General features: G+C 58.7%; 15 protein-coding genes and 1 tRNA gene. 6 read left to right on the top strand and 10 right to left on the bottom strand.

What is annotated here, in order from left to right:
- The 9 genes from ABF824_RS01215 to ABF824_RS01175 form a co-directional block, all read right to left on the bottom strand.
- A tRNA-Ser gene (locus ABF824_RS01215) sits at window positions 1-91 on the bottom strand.
- Between the two features lie 66 nt (window positions 92-157).
- Window positions 158-790 carry a phosphoribosylanthranilate isomerase gene (locus ABF824_RS01210; RefSeq protein ID WP_415485989.1) on the bottom strand — a complete coding sequence of 211 codons (633 nt, stop codon included), beginning with the start codon at window positions 788-790 and terminating at the stop codon, window positions 158-160.
- A 2-nt stretch (window positions 791-792) separates the two neighbouring features.
- On the bottom strand, window positions 793-1503 hold the full coding sequence (gene pyrF / locus ABF824_RS01205) for an orotidine-5'-phosphate decarboxylase (protein WP_415485988.1): 711 nt from the start codon (window positions 1501-1503) through the stop codon (window positions 793-795).
- A 4-nt stretch (window positions 1504-1507) separates the two neighbouring features.
- Complete coding sequence (locus ABF824_RS01200; protein WP_415485987.1) at window positions 1508-1876, bottom strand: lipopolysaccharide assembly protein LapA domain-containing protein; 369 nt, start codon at window positions 1874-1876, stop codon at window positions 1508-1510.
- Window positions 1877-1930: 54 nt separating this feature from the next.
- The gene (locus ABF824_RS01195; RefSeq protein WP_415485985.1) at window positions 1931-5008 is read right to left on the bottom strand and encodes an efflux RND transporter permease subunit; all 3078 of its coding nucleotides are present in this window, start codon (window positions 5006-5008) and stop codon (window positions 1931-1933) included.
- Between the two features lies 1 nt (window position 5009).
- On the bottom strand, window positions 5010-6218 hold the full coding sequence (locus ABF824_RS01190; RefSeq protein WP_415485983.1) for an efflux RND transporter periplasmic adaptor subunit: 1209 nt from the start codon (window positions 6216-6218) through the stop codon (window positions 5010-5012).
- A gap of 192 nt (window positions 6219-6410) precedes the next feature.
- Window positions 6411-7169, bottom strand: a complete 759-nt coding sequence (locus ABF824_RS01185) for an amino acid ABC transporter ATP-binding protein (RefSeq protein ID WP_415485982.1) — start codon at window positions 7167-7169, stop codon at window positions 6411-6413.
- On the bottom strand, window positions 7159-8727 hold the full coding sequence (locus ABF824_RS01180; protein ID WP_415485981.1) for an ABC transporter substrate-binding protein/permease: 1569 nt from the start codon (window positions 8725-8727) through the stop codon (window positions 7159-7161). The genes ABF824_RS01185 and ABF824_RS01180 overlap by 11 nt, the downstream gene beginning before the upstream one ends.
- Window positions 8724-9662 carry a LysR family transcriptional regulator gene (locus ABF824_RS01175; protein WP_415485980.1) on the bottom strand — a complete coding sequence of 313 codons (939 nt, stop codon included), beginning with the start codon at window positions 9660-9662 and terminating at the stop codon, window positions 8724-8726. The genes ABF824_RS01180 and ABF824_RS01175 overlap by 4 nt, the downstream gene beginning before the upstream one ends.
- A 268-nt stretch (window positions 9663-9930) precedes the next feature.
- Here ABF824_RS01175 and ABF824_RS01170 point away from each other — a divergent pair, with 268 nt between their 5' ends.
- The 6 genes from ABF824_RS01170 to ABF824_RS01145 all read left to right on the top strand — a co-directional run bounded on the left by ABF824_RS01170 (window position 9931) and on the right by ABF824_RS01145 (window position 17221).
- Window positions 9931-10872, top strand: coding sequence for a 2-hydroxyacid dehydrogenase (locus tag ABF824_RS01170; RefSeq protein WP_415485979.1), 942 nt, complete (start codon window positions 9931-9933; stop codon window positions 10870-10872).
- Window positions 10873-10930: 58 nt separating this feature from the next.
- Window positions 10931-11686 (top strand): class II aldolase/adducin family protein, encoded by a 756-nt coding sequence (locus ABF824_RS01165; RefSeq protein WP_415485978.1) that lies wholly within the window; start codon window positions 10931-10933, stop codon window positions 11684-11686.
- Between the two features lie 220 nt (window positions 11687-11906).
- Window positions 11907-14198, top strand: a complete 2292-nt coding sequence (locus tag ABF824_RS01160) for a TonB-dependent receptor (RefSeq protein WP_415485977.1) — start codon at window positions 11907-11909, stop codon at window positions 14196-14198.
- 10 nt (window positions 14199-14208) lie between these two features.
- Complete coding sequence (locus ABF824_RS01155; protein ID WP_415485976.1) at window positions 14209-15048, top strand: sugar phosphate isomerase/epimerase family protein; 840 nt, start codon at window positions 14209-14211, stop codon at window positions 15046-15048.
- 11 nt (window positions 15049-15059) lie between these two features.
- Complete coding sequence (locus tag ABF824_RS01150) at window positions 15060-16091, top strand: isopenicillin N synthase family dioxygenase (RefSeq protein ID WP_415485975.1); 1032 nt, start codon at window positions 15060-15062, stop codon at window positions 16089-16091.
- A 140-nt stretch (window positions 16092-16231) separates the two neighbouring features.
- Window positions 16232-17221, top strand: a complete 990-nt coding sequence (locus tag ABF824_RS01145; protein ID WP_415485974.1) for a HoxN/HupN/NixA family nickel/cobalt transporter — start codon at window positions 16232-16234, stop codon at window positions 17219-17221.
- A gap of 44 nt (window positions 17222-17265) precedes the next feature.
- On the opposite strand, the gene lpdA is transcribed toward ABF824_RS01145, so the two are convergent.
- Window positions 17266-19002, bottom strand: coding sequence for a dihydrolipoyl dehydrogenase (lpdA, locus tag ABF824_RS01140; protein WP_415485972.1), 1737 nt, complete (start codon window positions 19000-19002; stop codon window positions 17266-17268).
- Between the last annotated feature and the right edge of the window lie 59 nt (window positions 19003-19061).

The following is a 19061-nucleotide window of genomic DNA, read 5'->3' as shown; positions in this document are numbered from 1 at the left end:
TGGCGGAGAGAGTGGGATTCGAACCCACGGTACGCTATTAACGTACACACGCTTTCCAAGCGTGCGCCTTAAGCCGCTCGGCCATCTCTCCGGCGCTGGGTGCGTTTCATAGCAGTATCGTGCAGAGACTCAAGAGGAAAAATGCACAGACTGATGATCAGTCTACCTTTGCCGCCTGAATAAAGCGCCTGACTGCCTGCACGTCCTTCACGCCCGGCTCAGATTCCACGCCCGACGACACATCAACCGCAGGGGCGAGGCTCAAGCGGATAGCTTCAGCCACATTGTCGGGATTGAGGCCTCCTGCCAGAATCCAAGGGCTTGGAGCCTGCCATGTCTGTGTAAGATCCCAAGGCAAAGCCAACCCATTGCCTCCAGGCCGGCTCGCCCCTTTCGGCGCGCGTGACTCGATCACCAGCCGATTTACATCACAGTGTTGCGGCAGATCAGCGGCCACTGAGACGGGACAGGATAACCAGACTTCCTTGCCGAACTGCTCCTGCACTGCCTTGGCCCGCTCAGGCGTCGTGTAGAGTTGCAGGATATCGAGCGGCACCGTCGCCAGCACATCGGCGATATCCTCATCGGTTGGCTCAACAAACAGGCCGACACGACCGGGCATCATGGACAGACCGTCCATCCGCCGCAGAAGCGTCGCTGCACGATCAGCCGTCACATGGCGTGGCGATCTGTTGAAGAACACGAAACCGACCCAGTCCGCACCGTATTCTAGACACGCGTCTAGGCCGCGCTCCTCGGTCAGTCCGCAGATCTTGACGCCAACGGTCATATTCAGGCTGCGAGATCTGCTGCGATCGACGCCGCAGCGGCAGCCGGGTCAGCAGCACCCGTGATAGGCCGCCCCACAACGATCCAGTCCGCACCAGCCTGCCGTGCATCCGCCGGTGTCATGACACGCTTCTGATCGCCCAATGCAGCGCCCGCCGGACGAATACCGGGTGTTACCAGCACAGGCTTGTCGCCGAATTCCTGCCGCAGTGCGCTGAGTTCATGCGGAGAACAGACAAGACCATCCGCGCCATTACGCAGAGCCAGTTCAGCAAGACGCAGCACCTGCGCCCGCGCTCCATCCCTTACGCCCATTTCGGCAAGGGCAGCATCGTCCAGACTGGTCAGCACGGTCACGGCCAGAAGGATCGGACGTTCACCCTCAGGGAAACTGTCGTCACACGCCTTGCGCGCCGCGGCGACCATTGCGCTGCCACCCGACGCATGGATGGTAAGCATTGCTGGTCGCAGTCGACGACCGAGACTGGCGATGGCTGAACCGACCGTATTCGGGATGTCATGCAACTTCAGATCGAGAAACAGTTTCCGACCCGCCGCCACTTTCTCCACCGCGTCAAAACCGGCGGCATAGGCAAACTCAAGCCCCAGCTTGATGGCATCTACATGGGGTGAAACGGCCGAAGCCCATTGCGCGGCCTGCGCAGGATCACGCGTGTCGAGCGCTGTAATCAGCTGAGTGCGTCGTACAGACATGGGATCAGACCGGTGTTGACGATGAGGGCGGCTGTAAAGGCGCGGTAGGCGCTGCGGGGGCCGCAGAATGATTTTCAGCGATGACAAGGCGGGCCCGCAATTGCTCGACTTCACCCGACTGGTTGGCGACGGTCGTTTCCAGTTCCTTGACCCGTGCCTCAGCTTTCCGTGCCCGACGCCGCTGGCCAAGCTCGCTCACCCAGACGCCAAAAGCGCCCAGAAGCAGACCGCCGAATGCGATAAGGACTGCCAGAACACCGACGGAAGAGGACCAGCTGTAAGTCAGGAACCACATCTGGGAGGATTCCTGATTGCTTGCGGCAAACAGGATAAGGGCCAGAAGAAACGGCACGAGAAGAATAAGACGGATCATGGATTTCTTCGTAGCCCTCCGTTTACTTCAGAGCAAGAAATAGAAGCATGTGCCTCAGCCAGTTCTCCGTTTCATCACACGCGCATAAAGACTTGGCAGAACGAGTAGAGTGAGCGCCGTTGAGGACAGCAACCCTCCGATCACCACTGTCGCCAATGGCCGTTCGACTTCCGCTCCCGCGCTGGCGGAAAGCGCCATGGGAATAAAGCCAAGGCTCGCCACCAGTGCCGTAGCCATGACCGGACGGAAACGGTCCGCAGCCGCGCCAAAAGCCGCTTCTTCCGCACTCTCCCCATTGGCCCGACGAGTCTGGATGGCGCTTAGCAGAACCACACCATTGAGAATCGCCACACCAAACAGGGCGATGAAACCGATCCCCGCCGAGATGCTGAAAGGCAGTCCCCGCAACGCCAGCGCGAAAATGCCACCCGTTGCGGCCATCGGAAGATTCACAAAGACCAGCAGCGCAGGCAGGACAGATCCCAGCGCCAGAACAAGAAGCCCGAAAATCAATGCCAGCGTAATCGGCACAATGACTTCCAGTCGCGCCATCGCCGAACGGAGATTCTGGAACTGTCCCGCCCAGACCATCCTGTAGCCGGGAGGCAGGCGCACCTTCGCGGCGACCTCCTTCCGGGCCGCCTCGACAAAGGAGTTCATGTCCCGGCCCCGCACATTGGCCTGCACCATCAGACGACGCTGGATCTGATCGCGGCTGATCTTGGGCGGTCCATCCTCCACCCGTACGCTGGCAACCTCCGAAAGCTGCACCGCACCACGACCATCGGTGCGCCGCACCCGAAGGGCCGCGATACGATCCCGATTTGCAACCGCAGCCGGTTCGAAGCGCACCTGCGTGCTGATGAAGGCATTATTGATCGTTACCGATCGACCGATATGGCCGCCGACCGCCTCCACCGTGTCGAGCACATCCTGCAGAGAGACTCCGAGCCGGGCGGCGCGCTGCCGATCAACATCCACATGGATGAACTGCACGCTACCATCACCCTGCGCGGCTACGTCCGCGGCGCCCGGCACCGCTCCCATCACGGACACAACCTGCGCGCCCAGCCGCGACAGTTCCTGAAGATCAGGCCCGTAAATCGACACCGCAATCTGCGTCCGCACCCCGGACAGGAGATCGTCCATGCGCATTTCCACAGGCTGGCTCCAGCTCTGCTGCGCGGCGGGCATGGCGTCTTTCAGCGCTTTGCTCATCGCCATAACGAGGCCGCTCTGAGTTGAGGCCGTCCGCCATTGCGAGTGGTCTTTCAGCAGAACGAACGTGTCCGCCTCGTTGACGCCCATTGGGTCCGTCGGGATCGCTGAAGTGCCGATACTGGTCACGACCGTCTTCACTTCCGGGAAACGCTTCAGGATACGCTCCTGCAACGTGACCTCGTGAATGACCTGCGGCAGGGAGATGCTGGGCAGACGCGTGGTGGTGACTGTCAGCGCGCCTTCCTCAAGCGTGGGGATGAATTCGCCCCCCAGTCGGGACGCGATCAGAACAGACGCAGCAAAACAGACAAGCGTCGTGATGAACACACTCGTCGAATGCAGCCGACACCAGCGCAGAGCGGTCTCATAGTGGCGGCGCAACCATTCTGTCAGCCGCGTCTCACCCTGCAACCGGCCTTTGCGCAGTACCAGCGAGGCCAGCACGGGGATACCGAGGAAGCAGTAAAACAGCGACGCCAGCAATGCCATGATGACGGTCTGCGCCATCGGCCGGAACATTTTCCCTTCGATACCCTGAAGGGAAAGGATCGGCAGATAGACCATGATGATGACGAGAATGGCGAAACTAACCGGCTGTATGACTTCTGCCGCCGAGGACGCGACGAGTTCACCAAAAACGAGCTGTTCTCCGTCTCTCTCCGCTTTCTCTCTCCGGGTCAGCAGATGTTCGATGACCACGAGGGAACTATCGACGATCATCCCGAAATCGATCGCCCCCAGACTCAGCAGGTTGGCCGAAATGCCAAACCACCGCATGCCTGTGATTGCGGCGAGCAGGGAGAATGGAATGACCGAAACAATCACCAGCGACGCGCGCCAGTCACCAATCATGACGATCAGCACGCCCAACACCAACAGCGCGCCGAGCACCAGATTTTCCTTGACGGTCCGGATGGTCGCATCGGTCAGCGTCGAACGCACATAGTAAGGATCGAGCGACACGCCATGAGGCAGGGAATGTCGGATGGTTGGCAGCGCACGGTTGATGGCCGCAAGCGTCGCATTTGAGCTGGCGCCCATTTCCATCATCGCAACGCCGATCACGATCTCACCGTTACCATCGCGCGTGACGGCACCGATGCGGGTGCGCGGACCAAGCGAGACCTTGCCGAGATCATGGAGGAAAATCGCCGTTCCGTTGGCATTCACCCGCACAGGGATATTGCCGAAATCCGCCAAAGAGCCGATCAGTCCACGACCGACGACGATCTGCTGCTCTTCATGATGCTCGATCCAGCCGCCTCCGGAAGCCGTGTTGTTGCTGTCCACCGCGCGATAGACCTCGCTCACGGAAACACCCAGAGCCAGAAGCCGTGCCGGATCGAGCGCCACCTGAAAGGTTTCTTCCGCCCCGCCACTGACATTGACGTCCACCACACCGGGAATCAGCTTGAGCTGCGGCGCCACCGTCCATGTCATCATCCGGTTGAGATCCATCAGCGAGTAGCCATCGCCTTTGATCTGCAACTGCATGATCTCACCAAGACCGGTGGAGAGCGGCCCCATGGTGATGTTGACGCCCGGCACCGTTATCAGCGACTGCGCCTGCTGGATGCGCTCTCCTACCCGCTGACGATCGAGATTGATATCGGTGTTGTCGGCAAACTGGACATAAACCACCGATACGCCCGAACGGGAGACGGACCGGAGATCGGTAATGCCGGGAATGCCGGCCATGCTGGTTTCAATCGGGAAGGTGATGAGCCGCTCGACTTCTTCCGTCGCCAGTCCGGGGGCGACCACGGAGACAAGAACCTGCTGAGGCGAGATGTCCGGCACGGCCTCCACCGGTAATCCCAGCATGGAGAGCAGGCCGCCGATCGTCATGAGAAGCAGCACACCGAGAACGGCCACACCCCGTTTCTGACACCAGAGAAAGACGGCCTGCATGTCAGTCGTTATCCGGCGGCGCATTGGACATGACGAGCACGGCTTTCAGAGCGAAAGCCCCGTGCGTCACCACCTCCTGTCCCGCCTTCAGCCCGGAAAGAATGACCACCTTCCCGTTGGTCTCTCTGCTTGCACGCACCCGAACAGGCCGAAAACTGTCGCGACCCACAGGCACAAAAACCACACTCTGCCCGTCGATCTCCACAACGGCATCCGCCGGAAGCACCGGCCCACTGAAAGCCTCGCGTCCCTCAAGATGCGTCGTCAGCATCATGCCCGGTCGTAACGCACCGCTCTCATTGCTGATACGGCTGAGAACCCGGACAAGACCGGTAGCCGGATCGGCCACACTGCTGATCGAAAGAATGGACGACGTGAGGGGTTTGCCGGGATCTCCGTCAGGGGGTGTTACCATCTGCATGCCGCCCGGTTTCACGCGCATGGCGTCTTCCGGCAGAATATCCGAGGCAATCCAGACAGACGACAGATCGACAATCGTGACCGGTGCGGAGGTCGGAGATATATCGTCCGCCACCCCGACGGAAACGGACTGCACTTCTCCATCGACGGGTGACAGGAGGCGCGATGTCTCGTTTTCCGATGTCTCGCTGCGGTCGTCATCTTCCGTGACGGAATTATACTCCTCGTCCAGTTCATGCCGTATGGTCGCCAGATCGGATAGCCGCGCCGTCAGCGCGTCCGTGGCCGCCTGATACAGTTCCTGCCTGCGCTTCACCTCTCCCACAGCAACACTTGAACCGGACAGTTTCCGGGCCCGCTCATAAGCAGCAGCCGTTTCCATCTGCGCCGACCTCGCCGTGGCCACCGCGGCCTTCGCCTTCGCCAGCTGCAAACGGATGATGTGGAGGGAATGGTTCTGATAGGTGATCAGCACCCCATTTTTCCGGACATGCTGCCCGGGCACGACATCGACGGTGAGCACCTTGCCCGAGCCTGCGGGATGAATGGTCACCATCTGTCCACTGATCGGCAGAACCTGCCCCATCGCTTCGATGAACGTGGCGAGCGTCCCTGTCTCCGCGCGCCCGACCACAAGCGCAGCATTCCGCTGGGCCTCGGCGCTCAGTGTAATACCCTGATCCGGTGTAACGGTCTGAGGCATTTCGGCCCGCAGGGGACCTGCCGGAAGATTCACCATCACTGTGACAGCCAGCACCCACGGCCTGACGGCTTTGTTGATACTGTTCACCCGAAACCCCTACCCGCCTCGCCGCGCGCAAAACATGTGAACGCACGACGTCCCGCAGACATATGCGAACTCTCTTAAGCGTCCGCTATCGTCCGGGATCCGTCATATTGCGTCGGGTGGACCCTCGCAATGCGCCACGCTGCTGAAAATCTTTACAATCTCGGGACGATTCTGCCCACGCAGGGCAACCGATCAGAACTGGATCATCTGATCGAGAAACGTCCGGGCGCGTTCTGTCCGGGGCGCCGTGAAAAACTGCTGGGGCGGCTCGACTTCAAGGATGCTGCCCTTGTCCATGAACACGATGCGATCCGCGATCCGCCGCGCGAAGCCCATTTCATGGGTCACGCAGATCGTGGTGATCTGCTGGGCTGCAAGATCCTCCATGATGCTCACCACACCGGAAATGGCTTCCGGATCAAGCGCAGCCGTCGGTTCATCAAACAGGATAATCTCCGGATTCATGCTCAGGGCGCGCGCAATAGCGACACGCTGCTGCTGTCCACCGGAAAGCTGGATCGGATATTTGCCCGCCTGCTCGCCGATCCCCACCTGCGCCAGATAACGCCGTGCCTCTTCCTCCGCCTGTTCCCGTGGCGTGCCCCGCACAAGACGCGGCGCAAGCGTGCAGTTGTCGAGCACTGTCAGGTGCGGAAAGAGATTGTAGTTCTGGAACACCATGCCCACGCGACCACGCAAGGTAGCCAGATCCGTTTTGTCGTCGATAACCTGCCCATCGATCATCAAAGTGCCGCTGTCATGCGGTTCAATGCGATTGAAGCATCGGATGAAAGTCGATTTTCCAGACCCCGACGGACCGAGAACGACGATTTTCTCACCTTTGTCGATGTCGAGGCTCAGACGATCAAGCGCAAGAAACTCACCGTAAAACTTGCTGAGATTACGAACCGAGATCCGGATATCCGGGTTCGGGGCGGTATCACTGGCCATGGCCGGTCGCCTTGTTGCGGTCTGCCCATGAGAAACGGCGTTCAATCCGCTTCTGAAGGAAGAGGAAGAAGAACACCATCGCGAGGTAATAAACGAGAGCCGCCGAATAGTATTCGGTGAATTCAAACGTCCTTGCGACCTGAATCTGGGTCACAGCCAGCAGTTCCTGCAATGAGATGACCGAGGCAAGCGACGTTGTTTTCAGGAGACTGATGAACTCGTTGATTGTTGGCGGCAATGCGATGCGGAGCGCCTGCGGGAAAATGACATAGCGATAGATCTGGGAACGCTTCATGCCCAGAGCGTCTGCTGCAACCAACTGTCCCTGATCGACCGCCCGCAGCGCAGCGCGATTGATTTCCACCTGATAGGCGGATTCATTGATCGACAGGGAAAGCCATGTTGCCAGAAACGGCGTGAACCAGCTTTCCCGAAAAATCGGAAAGAACTGCGGCAGGGCGTTCCAGATGAACAGCAGTTGCAGCAGCGTCGGCGCACCACGAAAAACGGCGACATAGGCGGAAAGCAGCATCTGCAAAGGTGAGCGCGGACCATTGAGTTTCAGCGCCACCGGAATGGAGATGATGATCGCGGTCAGGTGAGACAGCACTGCCACAATCAGCGTCAGCGCCGCGCCCTTTACGAACGCCATGGAGGTCAGGGCCGAGAAGAAGACTTCAAGGCTGAAGGCAGATGACGCACCCTTATCGACGAAAGCCTGCTCCTGCTCGTTGGAAATATTCCATTTCCTGCTCAGGCTTTCCAGCATGCCCTGCTGCTTCAGTACCGCGATAGTCTGTGAGAGCGCTTCCTTGTCCTGCGCATTCTTGCGGAGATAGACAGCAAATTCACGGAAATCCGGATTGTCCGGTTTCAGGATGATCGAGACTTTCCCGCCCAGTTGCTTCTGGCGGTAATAAACCTCCACATCCTGGCTGATCAGTGCATGCACGCGACCGAGCAGCACCTGTTGCACGACCTGATCCTCAGCCGGATAGAGCTGAAGGCTGATCGGGGCCCGTCCCGATTGTGCGAGCTTCTGGTTGACCTTTTCCACCAGCGTCGCATAGCTGGTGCCGGATTCCACCGCGACGCTCTGGCCCGAAAGATCCTCAAGGGAAGTGATCTTCGGAGTGCCCGCGCGGGCGATGACCACGATGGATGAATCGAGATAGGGCACCGCATCGTAATTCTTTTCACGACCGGCCTGCCGCATGACACCGCTGATGACCATGTCGCAACGTCGGGACGTCAGGCTGGGAAACATGCCTTCGAAGTCCATCGTGGCGATGGTCGGTTCCGTATGCCACAGACGCCCGAATTCACGTGAAAGATCGATGTCAAACCCGGCGAGATCGCGCGTATCCTGCCCGTTGACGAATGTCATCGGCGGCAGGGTGGGATTTGTACAGACCGTGAAATGGCCGCCCGCAGCAAAAGCCGGAACATCTCCCGTCTGGGCGTGGCCTGTCGTGACGGACGCACATGTCACAGCAAGAAAACTGGCCACGGCAATCAGGCGGGATGCCGAACGCCGTAGGAAAGAAGGCGCCGTCATCGGCTGACCTCATTGAGAACGGAACGAAAAGCAGCGGTCATCGGTTCGCTGTCCAGCGATGGACGGGCGAGCAGATAAAAGCTGTTGGTGAGGGCAAGGCCGGCAGACATGATCCGGCGCAGACGCCCTTCCTCCACCATCGGTGCGGCGAACAGATCCGGCAGAAAACCGATATAGACGCCGGAAAGAATGAGCAGCGTGCGGGAATCGATATTGTCCGCCGAGGCGGAGAAATTCATCTCGGCCCGCAACTCATCCCAGCGCGGCGATGTGGTGGCGTCCGACACTTCGATCATGCGGGCTTCCGTCAGATCGGCCCGCGTAATCTCTTCATCCGTCCTGGAAAAGAAAGGATGACGCTGTCCGCAATAGATCGACGACGTTTCCTGAAACAGCGGCGTCGTCTGCATTTCCGGCCGCTGGTGCGGGTAGAGCGTGATGCCTACCGTGGCAGACCCGTTGAGCACGGCGAATTCCACTTCACGCGGGGTGGCCGAACGAACGTCCATGTAAACATCGGGGTAACGAATGGTGAACCGTTCAATGGCCCGCACCAGCGCGGTTTCCCCATGAATCTGGATCGTATCGGGGAGATAAAGCCTGAAGCGCCCCGAGAGCGTGCCGCTCGCTTCATTCAGCCGTTTCTGAAAGAGATCGATGTCATCGAACAGCTTTCTGGTGGCGTCGAGAACACTTTCACCCGCCGGCGTGAGCGCGAAGCCACTGCGCCCGCGCTGGCACAGCGTCAGGTTCAGTCTTTTCTCAAGCGACGAGATGTCGATACTGACGGCCGATTTGCTTTTGCCCAATGCAACCTCTGCCGCAGCAAAACCGCCATGTTCTGCAACGGCGGCGAAAACCCTCAAAAGCCGCAGATCGACTTCTGCTATCCGACCCTGAAAGCCGGTGGTGCGATTGGGTGAACTGGACGGCATACGGCTCAGATCGGCCTCCACTATCTCGTGTGTCTCAGATCATTTCGAAAACTAAACAAAACCCAGCGGTCGCCGTCAACCGCCATCGAAAGGCTTCACTTTTACGATTGCTAAACTGAACTCAAACCCAAGGCCAGAGTGACGCCACGGTTTATGCACACACTTGAAGGAATGGCAAAGTCATGTTGCGCTATGTGAAAATGCAGCACATGGTCGCTTCCGGTATGTTGCACCATCAGAATGAGTATGACGCCATGCGGAGAATGGGATGAGGACACTTGCTGTCAGCGCCGATGGACCAGACGCCTGGACGAGTTGGCGGGACGCCTTTGCCCGCGTTGCTCCAGACCTTCCCACGGTTTCCTGGTTCGACCCGGCTTTCGATCCCAAAAATGCCGATTATACGCTGGTCTGGGAGCCGCCCCCGGGTGAAATGGCCCGAATGGGACATATGCGGGCCATTCTCTGCACAGGAGCCGGCGTCAATCATCTGGTCAACCGGTCGGACTTTCCAGCCAATGTCGCCCTCGTCCGCATGGGAGGCGATCAGACCGCCGTGCTCATGGCGGATTATGTGATGTGGGCCGCAATCGGACTGTTGCGGGACGCGAAAAGCTGGACACGCCAGCAGACGCAGCATGTCTGGCATCGCAAACCTGTTTTCCGAAACAGCGCGGATACACGGATCGGGATTCTCGGATTTGGCAATCTCGGCGCAGCCGTGGCACGTCACCTTGCGGCAGCGGGATTCAACGTCTCCGCATGGTGCCGCAGCCCCCGCGAGGAAAAACAGATTCCCCTGTTTTTCGGGGAAGACGGTCTGTCTGATTTCCTTCCCTCCATCGATATTCTGGTCAACCTCCTGCCGAGCACGCTCCAGACACGCCACATCATCGACGCCGCATTTCTCTCCCGTCTGAGCAAAGGCGCAGGTTTCATCAATGTCGGACGCGGCGATCATGTGGTGGAAAAGGATCTGCTGGCTGCGCTGGATAAGGAGCAGTTGAGCGGCGCTGTGTTGGATGTCGTGGCGACGGAACCTCTCCCTGCCACGTCTCCCCTATGGGACCAGCCGCGTATCACTCTGACACCCCATATGGCGTCGGAAGCCTCCCGCGATGCGCAGGCCGCCTACGTCGCGCAGGCCATCAATGAGCTGGAAAACGGCCGTACACCGCCCCTCCTTTATCGCCCGGAGCGTGGTTACTGAGCGATTACAGACATCCATTGCAGCATGCACACATGACTGCGTGAGAAGGACAAATGAAATGCTGACATCCCCCGCCGTGTCGCCCGCACAGGACGAACAGACCCTTCGCGAAGATCTGGCAGCCGCCTACCGCCTGCTGGCGATGTTCGACATGACGGACCTTGTTTACACGCATCTGTCGGTGCGGTTGCCGGGCGAGGATCATCGCTTTCTGGTCAATCCTTACGGGCTTCTGTTCGAGGAAATCACAGCCAGTTCGCTTGTGGTCGTGGATGCGGAAGGGCACCCGAAGCAGGAGACAAGCTGGCCGGTGAATCCTGCCGGTTTCGTGATTCATTCCGCCGTGCATCGCGCCCGTCCGGATGCAGCCTGTGTGATGCACACGCACACACTCGCAGGCATGACGGTGGCCGCCCAGACCACAGGCATTCTGCCGGTCAATCAGATGAGTATGGAATTCTACGGCCGTGTCGGTTTTCATGGCTACGAAGGCATCGCTGCCGACGATAATCTCAGCGAACGCGAACGGCTTGTCCGCGACCTTGGCGACAATATCGGCCTTATCCTGCAGAACCACGGCCTCCTGACCGTTGGCTCCACAGTAGCTCAGACATTCTATCGGACGTGGTATCTCGAACAGGCCTGCCGCATTCAGGTCGCCGTGCAATCCACCGGCGTGCCGCCTGCTCTTCCTCCGGAAAGCTACATTCTGCGGGCGCGCCAGCAGTTCGAGCAGGATGAAGATCAGGGCGAACTTCCCTGGGCCGCCCTCAAACGCAAGCTGGACCGCGAGCAGCCTGACTACCGGAACTGATTCCTTCTGCCCGGGCAGGTCATTGTCCGGGCAACGCCCCCTCGAAAATCCGCCGTCTCCGATGCAGAAACAGGCTTCTCCTGCTGCCTGCGGCCAGAGACATGTCGTTTTTTAGAAAGAATTTGTGACCTTAAAGTAAGCTTTTGGAGCTTCATAACGAAACCATATCGATTATCATTGTTTAATCGAAACAATGAAGCCACCAGCCATAGGGCATCCGATGAGAGTTGTGTTCCGTTCCAGCCCCCCTCGCCACGCCCTCTTCACCGCCAGCCTGCTGTGCGCAACCAGCCCGATTGCCACGGCCATGGCGGCCACCAGCCCCAACTCAGGCACCGCGCATGCTGCGGCAGCCGCACATCATTCCCAGCAACCGACCAAAAAAGCGCCGAAAGTCCGTAACGCGGCGAACGCCGATCCGGAAGCCATCACCGTGACCAGCGCCCGGACGCGCCGTTTTCACCAGATGGCCAATACGGTGAACACGCTGAGCGGTCGTCAGCTCGAGCAGTTCCATATTGTCAGCCCCAAGGAAATCGCCGCGTTCGTTCCCGGCGTGACCGCCGTCAACGCCGTTTCCGGCAGCACGCCGATCTTCTCGATCCGTGGCATCGGTCTTGATGACTATATCGGCAACAACATGGGCGGTATCGGCATCTATCAGGATGGTGTCTTTGCCCCTTACTCCGTCCTTTACAACGGACAGATGTACGACGTGCAGACGGTCAGCGTCGAAAAGGGGCCGCAGGGCTTTGAATATGGTCGCAGCACGACGGGCGGCTCCATCAACGTCGAATCCGTAAAACCCTCAACGAAATTCGGCGGATATCTCAACTGGGGCTACAGCAGCTATAACACCAACACGGCCAAGGGCGCCGTCAACGTCCCCATCACGGATCGTATCTTCAACCGCTTTGCCTTCAGTTATATCAAAGGCGATGGCTGGCAGCACGACATCAACACACACAGACGGTATGGCGCGCAGGATATTCTGGGCCTGCGCAACCAGACCCGTTTCGATATTGATGACCGCTCATCCCTTCTGCTGAACATTCATTATACCCGCGACAAGGGAACACCTGTGTCGCCGCAGGATGTGGATGCGGACCAGATGAATAACGTGCCTGTCGGGACCTATGGTGTGGGCACGCACGCACGCAACAATGCAGTGAATGTCGGTTCCAATCGCGCTACCCGCGACGAGAATGGCGGCGGTGTCGGACTCAACTACACGCATCGGTTTGACTGGGGCACATTCACCTCGGCCACAGGCATCGATTTCTACCGCCGCAGCAACTATGACAACTATGATGGTCAGTCGGTGAATATCGGTGACTATCACTGGAACGATACCTATATCGTCCAGTCACACGACATGCACCTGCGGACAACGATCGCTGATCGGCTTCATCTGACAGTTGGCGTGTATGAATCCTACGACAAGATCAACGGTGCCTACACCAGCTATCGTTCCTTCCTGCTGGACAACCCGAACGGCACGCTGACGGATCATTTCGTGCAGCAGAACCTATCGACAGGTCTGTACGTCAATACGGTCACCAATATCGTCAAAGGTCTGGACTTCATCGCTGGGGGCCGCCTGTCTTATGACGAGCGCGGATTCAACGGCGGAACCCGTGATGATGGCGGTGCTCTGACAGGCGTTCCCGGCTCCTCGCTGAGCTACATGAACGCCAATCACAGCTACGAACGCTGGACCGGCAAAGTGGGTCTTCGTTACACGATCATGCCCGGCACACTCGTCTACGGCACGATTTCCAACGGCTACAAGGCAGGTTCCTACTTCGCGGGACCGGTCAGTTCTCCGAGCGCACTCGACTATGTTCGCCCCGAGAACGTGATCTCCTATGAGGTCGGCGCAAAGACAAGCCTGCTGCGCAACAAGATCATTCTCGAAGGTGCCCTGTTCGACTACGAATATCACAATCGTCAGACGCTGTTCGTGGCTGAAATGCCGGGCAACATCACGTCCCTCAGTCTTGGCCCGATCCCGCGCGCAAGAACACGCGGTGGCGAACTGAGCGCAACCTTCCACAACGTGATCCCCAACCTCGATCTGAACGGTTCCTTCGCTTATCTGGATGGCCGCTCCATTTCTTCGGTCACCAACATCGCCGGCCTACCGCTTCTCTCCAATGTAAGCGCCCATTCAGCCCTGCCGTTTGCGCCACGCTTCTCATGGAGCGCCTATGCCCGCTACGGCATTGATGTGACACGCAACTATCGTGCGACTGTGCAGGTCAACTATACGTGGAAGGACAACATGCTTGTCGCCCTCGGTGATCCGAATGGCCAGACCAGCAAGATCAGCTCAATGGGCATGCGGCTTGAGGTCGGCCCGAAGACCGGAAAATGGACGGCGGCTGTCTATGTCGACAACATGCTGAACAAGCACGGCAACACCTACTCCTACACGGGAAGCGACAACAGCCGCGTGCAGTATCTCCAGACACCCCGCTGGGTGGGCTGCGACCTGCGCTACAATTTCTGAAGATCGCTTCATGAAACTGGAACTGTTCAGAACACTCTGGGGCGACACGCGGGACTGGAAAGATATCATTCCGGAAACGCATAAGGCCGGTTTCACCGGTCTAGAAGCGCGCATCCCCCAGACCGCAGCTGAAGCAGCTGAAAAAGCTGCTGTGCTCCAGAGCGAAGGCGTCCCTTACATCGCCATCGCTCTGACCGGTGGCGGTGTTATCCCACGACAGTCTGCAACAGTTTCCGATCATCTCGATGATTTTCGAGGGTGCATCGACAGAGCGGCCATCATGGCTCCGCGCTTTATTAATGTGCTGGGCGGCAATGATCGCTGGTGCGCCAGCCAGCAGGCCGAGTTTATCAACAAGGCTCATGAACTGGGAAAAGAAGCTGGATTTACCTGCTCTTTTGAAACGCATCGTGCGCGTATTCTATCATCGCCATGGATGACGCTTGAGGTGCTGCGTCAGTGTCCTGATGCGGTATTCACTGCCGACATCAGTCACTGGGTTGTCGTGTGTGAGCGGCTGCTTGACGATCCATGCGATGACTTCACACCTTTTATCGAACGGGTTCATCATCTTCAGGCCCGTGTCGGCTACGATCAGGGACCGCAGGTCACGCATCCCGGTGCCCCTGAATATGCCGCTGCGCTCTCGTTCCATCAGAAATTCTGGCAGTCTGTCTGGGAATCACAAAAGAGACGCGGCTACACCGTTACCACCATGACGCCCGAATTCGGGCCGGATGGTTATCTCCATACGTTACCGTTTACCAACGCTCCCGTGGCGGATCTCTGGGATCTCAATCGCTGGATCGCCGCTGAACAACAGCGTCGGTTCTCCCTCTGGACAAGCTGAGACTGACAATCATGACGGCTACCGAAACATTCACATCCATTCCGTGCGTCAACATCGCCGGACTGTATTCCGACAATCTGGCGGATCGTGAAGCCGTCGCTCGCGAGCTTGGCGACGCCGCCCGCAAGGTCGGATTTCTCTATATCGAAGGCCACAAGGTCAGCGACGAACTGATTGCCGGTGTCCGGGCGGCGGCAAAGGATTTCTTCTCCGAGCCCTTCGACGAGAAGATGAAATACTATATCGGCACTTCTGCCACGCATAAGGGCTTCGTCCCGGAAGGCGAGGAGATGTATGGCGGCGATCGGCCCGATCACAAGGAAGCCTTCGACATTGGCTACGAGGTGCCGGCGGACAACCCTCTCGTCAAAGCCGGGACGCCATTGCTTGGTCCGAACAACTGGCCGACGATCCCGCATTTCCGTGAACGGGCGGAAGCCTACTACCGTGCGGTGTTCAACCTTGGCCGGACCCTCTTTCGGGGCTTCGCATTAGCTCTCGGGCTGCCGGAAGATGCGTTCGACGACAAGGCCAATTTCCCGCCGTCCAAACTGCGCATGATTCACTATCCCTATGATGGCGACGCTCAGGATGCTCCGGGCATCGGCGCACACACGGATTATGAGTGCTTCACTATTCTTCTGGCAGACGCGCCGGGTCTTGAGGTCATGAACGGCAATGGCGACTGGATCGACGCACCTCCCATTCCGGGCGCTTTCGTCGTCAACATCGGTGACATGCTGGAAGTCATGACCGCTGGTGAATTTGTCGCCACGGCGCATCGTGTTCGCAAAGTCAACGAGGAGCGCTACTCCTTTCCGCTTTTCTATGCATGCGACTATCACACCGAAATCAAGCCGCTCGCAGCGTTCGACAAGGAAGGCGCATCCTACGAGGCGATGATGATCGGCGATCACATGTGGGCGCAGGCGCTTCAGACCTATCGTTATCTCGTCGAAAAAGTGGAACGTGGTGAACTGAAGCGGCCTGAAGGCACGCGCGACACAGCGACTTTCGGTCACTTCAAACGCGTCAAAGCGTAAGAACCTTTTCTGTCTCCCATCGGACTTGCGGGTGGGAGACAGAAAAATCAAAGGCTTGCCAATCCGTCGCCGGTATCCGAACAGTTGATTGGGCAGTGTCGCCCTTATGTGTCACGGAATCTCACGGTCAGAACTACAGTATGACGGACAGCCACCAGAACCGTTCTTCCATTACACTGCTGGCTAGCCTGCTCGGCCTCAACCTGCTGGTGTGGATCGCCACCCTCGCCACGCCCCGTCTCCTGACCGCCGCATTTCTGGCCTGGACCTTCGGTCTGCGTCATGCACTGGATGCCGATCATATTGCCGCCATCGACAGCGTTACCCGTAAACTGATGGCGCAGGAAAAGAAGCTCCTTGGCGTAGGCCTCTTTTTCTCTCTCGGTCACTCTTCCGTCGTCTGCTTCGCCACACTGGCGCTGCTTCTGTTGCCTTCCCACAACTGGATGGAAAGCTGGCATGAAATGGGCGGCCTCATCGGCAGCGTGGTCTCAATCCTGTTTCTTGTCATCATGACGGTGAGCAACGGGGCCGCAGCCTACCGACAGTGGCGTGCACAACTATCTGGCACGCTCAGTGAAAAGCAGGTTGCACAGGGACCGTCCGGCCTCCTCACCCGTATGGTCGCGCCGGTCACAAAAAGAATTCAGCACGACTGGCAGATGTTCCCACTCGGTTTTCTGTTCGGGCTTGGCTTCGACACGGCCACCGAAATCGGCCTGCTGGGTCTCACCACAGCGCAGGCCTCTCAAGGCCTGAGTATGCTTTCCATCATGCTGCTGCCAGCCCTGTTTACGGCGGGCATGGCTTTCATGGACAGTCTCGACACCGTTCTGATGGTGCGGGCATGGACATGGAGCGGAGGATCAACCTTACGACGCGCACATTACGGGCTGGCGATCACGACTGTGTCCGCGCTGGCGTCCGGACTGGTGGCGTTGATCGAAGCCGGACAATTTGCGGCCGATGCCGCCGCGATGCCCCACCCCTTGCAGACGCTGCTCTCAGTCGTAATGGATCATTTCGAAATACTGGGAATGATGATCGCGCTGGTGTTTTTGGGTCTCTGGGCAATCGTCGCCATTCGGTCGGCGCGAGACAGCAGAACAGCCTGCACGGAAAATAGTTAAAGGAGGGGTGTCACGACAGTCGTGACACCCCTTTCTGCATGACTTCAGAGATTAAGCGCCATCTTGTTTACACCGAGGGCCGCTTCCTTCACCGCTTCGCTGAGTGTCGGATGAGCGTGGCACACACGGCCGATATCCTCGGAAGAGGCACCGAACTCGATGGCCATGGTGCACTCGGCAATCAATTCACCCGCAACCGGCCCGATGATGTGAACGCCGAGAACGCGGTCAGTGGCCTCATCGGCAATCACTTTGACAAACCCGTCCGTCATGCCGATCGCGCGGGCGCGGCCGTTCGCAGTGAAGGGGAATTTGCCGACCTTGTAGGAAACGCCCTTTTCCTTGAGCTGTTCCTCGGTGAACCCAACAGTCGCGACTTCCGGCCACGTGTAGACCACACCCGGAATGGCATCGTAATTCACGTGCCCAGCCTGACCGGCCAGAATTTCGGCGACAGCAACACCTTCTTCTTCCGCCTTGTGTGCCAGCATCGGGCCACGGATCACGTCGCCAATGGCGTAAATACCGGGAACATTGGTGGCGAAGTGGTCATCCACTTCGATCCGCCCGCGGTTGTCCAGGGCGATCCCGGCCTCTTCGAGACCCATATTCTTGCTCGCCGCCGTGCGACCGATTGCGAGCAGGACGACATCGGCATCCAGCGTTTCGGCTGCACCTCCCTGAGAGGGCTCGACCGTCAGCGTCACGCCCTTGCCCGTCTTCTCGGCCTTGGTGACTTTGTGGCCCAACTTGAACTTCAGACCCTGCTTCGCAAGAATCTTGCGGAAAGCCGCTTCGACCTCGTTGTCGGTTCCGGGCACAAGACGATCGAGGAATTCAACAACCGTCACATCCGCGCCAAGGCGGTGCCAGACGCTTCCCAGTTCCAGACCGATCACACCACCACCGATGACCACCATCTTCTGTGGCACAGCAGAGAGTTCCAGAGCGCCTGTGGAGGTGACAATCACCTTCTCATCCACTTCGACGCCCTTCAGGCCAGCACTGTCGCTCCCAGCGGCAATGACGATGTGCTTCGCGGTGACGGGCTTGCCATCCACGGTCAGACGGCCAGTGCCTTCGACCTTGCCCACGCCTTTGAGCCAGGTGATACCATTCTTCTTGAAGAGATACTCCACGCCCTTGACGTTCGCCTCGACAATGCCAGCCTTACGCTTCTGCATCTGCGCAAGATTGAGCTTCACACTGGCGATATCGATACCATGCACTGCGAAATCTTCTTTCGCAGCATGGTAATTTTCGGACGACTGGAGAAGGGCCTTGGATGGGATGCAGCCCACATTCAGACAGGTGCCACCAAGCGTTGCACGTTTCTCGACGCAGGCAACCTTGAAACCCAGCTGAGCCGCGCGAATGGCACAGACATAACCACCCGGTCCGGCACCGATGACCACCACGTCATAATCCGTCTCGGAAGGCGCTTCGGACGCCGCAGCCGGAGCAGACTTCTTCTCGGCAGCAGGCGCGGCTTTCGACTCAGTGGCGGGTTTAGGCGCGGATGCAGGTTTCGCAGCGGCCTTAGCCCCTTCGGCCAGAATGGCCAGAACCGCACCGACCTCGACCTCGTCCCCTTCCTTCGCGGCATGGCTTTCCAGCACACCCGCCGCCGGGGCCGGAACCTCGACACTCACCTTGTCCGTCTCAAGCTCGACAACCGGCTCATCGACAGCGACCGCATCACCCGGCTGCTTGAGCCATTTGCCCACCGTGGCGGACGTCACACTCTCGCCCAGCGCCGGAACCTTGATTTCGATAGCCATAATTTCCCGTCCCGATTGAAAGCCGATCGACGCCCGTGGGTGTCCCCCACATCCGCACG

It is taken from the genome of Acetobacter sp. (genome assembly GCF_047721705.1).
In the GTDB taxonomy this organism is placed as follows: domain Bacteria; phylum Pseudomonadota; class Alphaproteobacteria; order Acetobacterales; family Acetobacteraceae; genus Acetobacter.
The sequence above is the reverse complement of the archived record's forward strand: the minus strand, read 5'-3'. Positions and strand labels throughout refer to the sequence as shown.

What these genes read in the sequence shown, in the direction of transcription:
- ABF824_RS01210 (WP_415485989.1), bottom strand. Translation starts at nt 790, where the DNA reads ATGACCGTTGGCGTCAAGATCTGCGGACTGACCGAGGAGCGCGGCCTA.
- pyrF (WP_415485988.1), bottom strand. Translation starts at nt 1,503, where the DNA reads ATGTCTGTACGACGCACTCAGCTGATTACAGCGCTCGACACGCGTGAT.
- ABF824_RS01200 (WP_415485987.1), bottom strand. Translation starts at nt 1,876, where the DNA reads ATGATCCGTCTTATTCTTCTCGTGCCGTTTCTTCTGGCCCTTATCCTG.
- ABF824_RS01195 (WP_415485985.1), bottom strand. Translation starts at nt 5,008, where the DNA reads ATGCAGGCCGTCTTTCTCTGGTGTCAGAAACGGGGTGTGGCCGTTCTC.
- ABF824_RS01185 (WP_415485982.1), bottom strand. Translation starts at nt 7,169, where the DNA reads ATGGCCAGTGATACCGCCCCGAACCCGGATATCCGGATCTCGGTTCGT.
- ABF824_RS01180 (WP_415485981.1), bottom strand. Translation starts at nt 8,727, where the DNA reads ATGACGGCGCCTTCTTTCCTACGGCGTTCGGCATCCCGCCTGATTGCC.
- ABF824_RS01175 (WP_415485980.1), bottom strand. Translation starts at nt 9,662, where the DNA reads ATGCCGTCCAGTTCACCCAATCGCACCACCGGCTTTCAGGGTCGGATA.
- ABF824_RS01170 (WP_415485979.1), top strand. Translation starts at nt 9,931, where the DNA reads ATGAGGACACTTGCTGTCAGCGCCGATGGACCAGACGCCTGGACGAGT.
- ABF824_RS01165 (WP_415485978.1), top strand. Translation starts at nt 10,931, where the DNA reads ATGCTGACATCCCCCGCCGTGTCGCCCGCACAGGACGAACAGACCCTT.
- ABF824_RS01160 (WP_415485977.1), top strand. Translation starts at nt 11,907, where the DNA reads ATGAGAGTTGTGTTCCGTTCCAGCCCCCCTCGCCACGCCCTCTTCACC.
- ABF824_RS01155 (WP_415485976.1), top strand. Translation starts at nt 14,209, where the DNA reads ATGAAACTGGAACTGTTCAGAACACTCTGGGGCGACACGCGGGACTGG.
- ABF824_RS01150 (WP_415485975.1), top strand. Translation starts at nt 15,060, where the DNA reads ATGACGGCTACCGAAACATTCACATCCATTCCGTGCGTCAACATCGCC.
- ABF824_RS01145 (WP_415485974.1), top strand. Translation starts at nt 16,232, where the DNA reads ATGACGGACAGCCACCAGAACCGTTCTTCCATTACACTGCTGGCTAGC.
- lpdA (WP_415485972.1), bottom strand. Translation starts at nt 19,002, where the DNA reads ATGGCTATCGAAATCAAGGTTCCGGCGCTGGGCGAGAGTGTGACGTCC.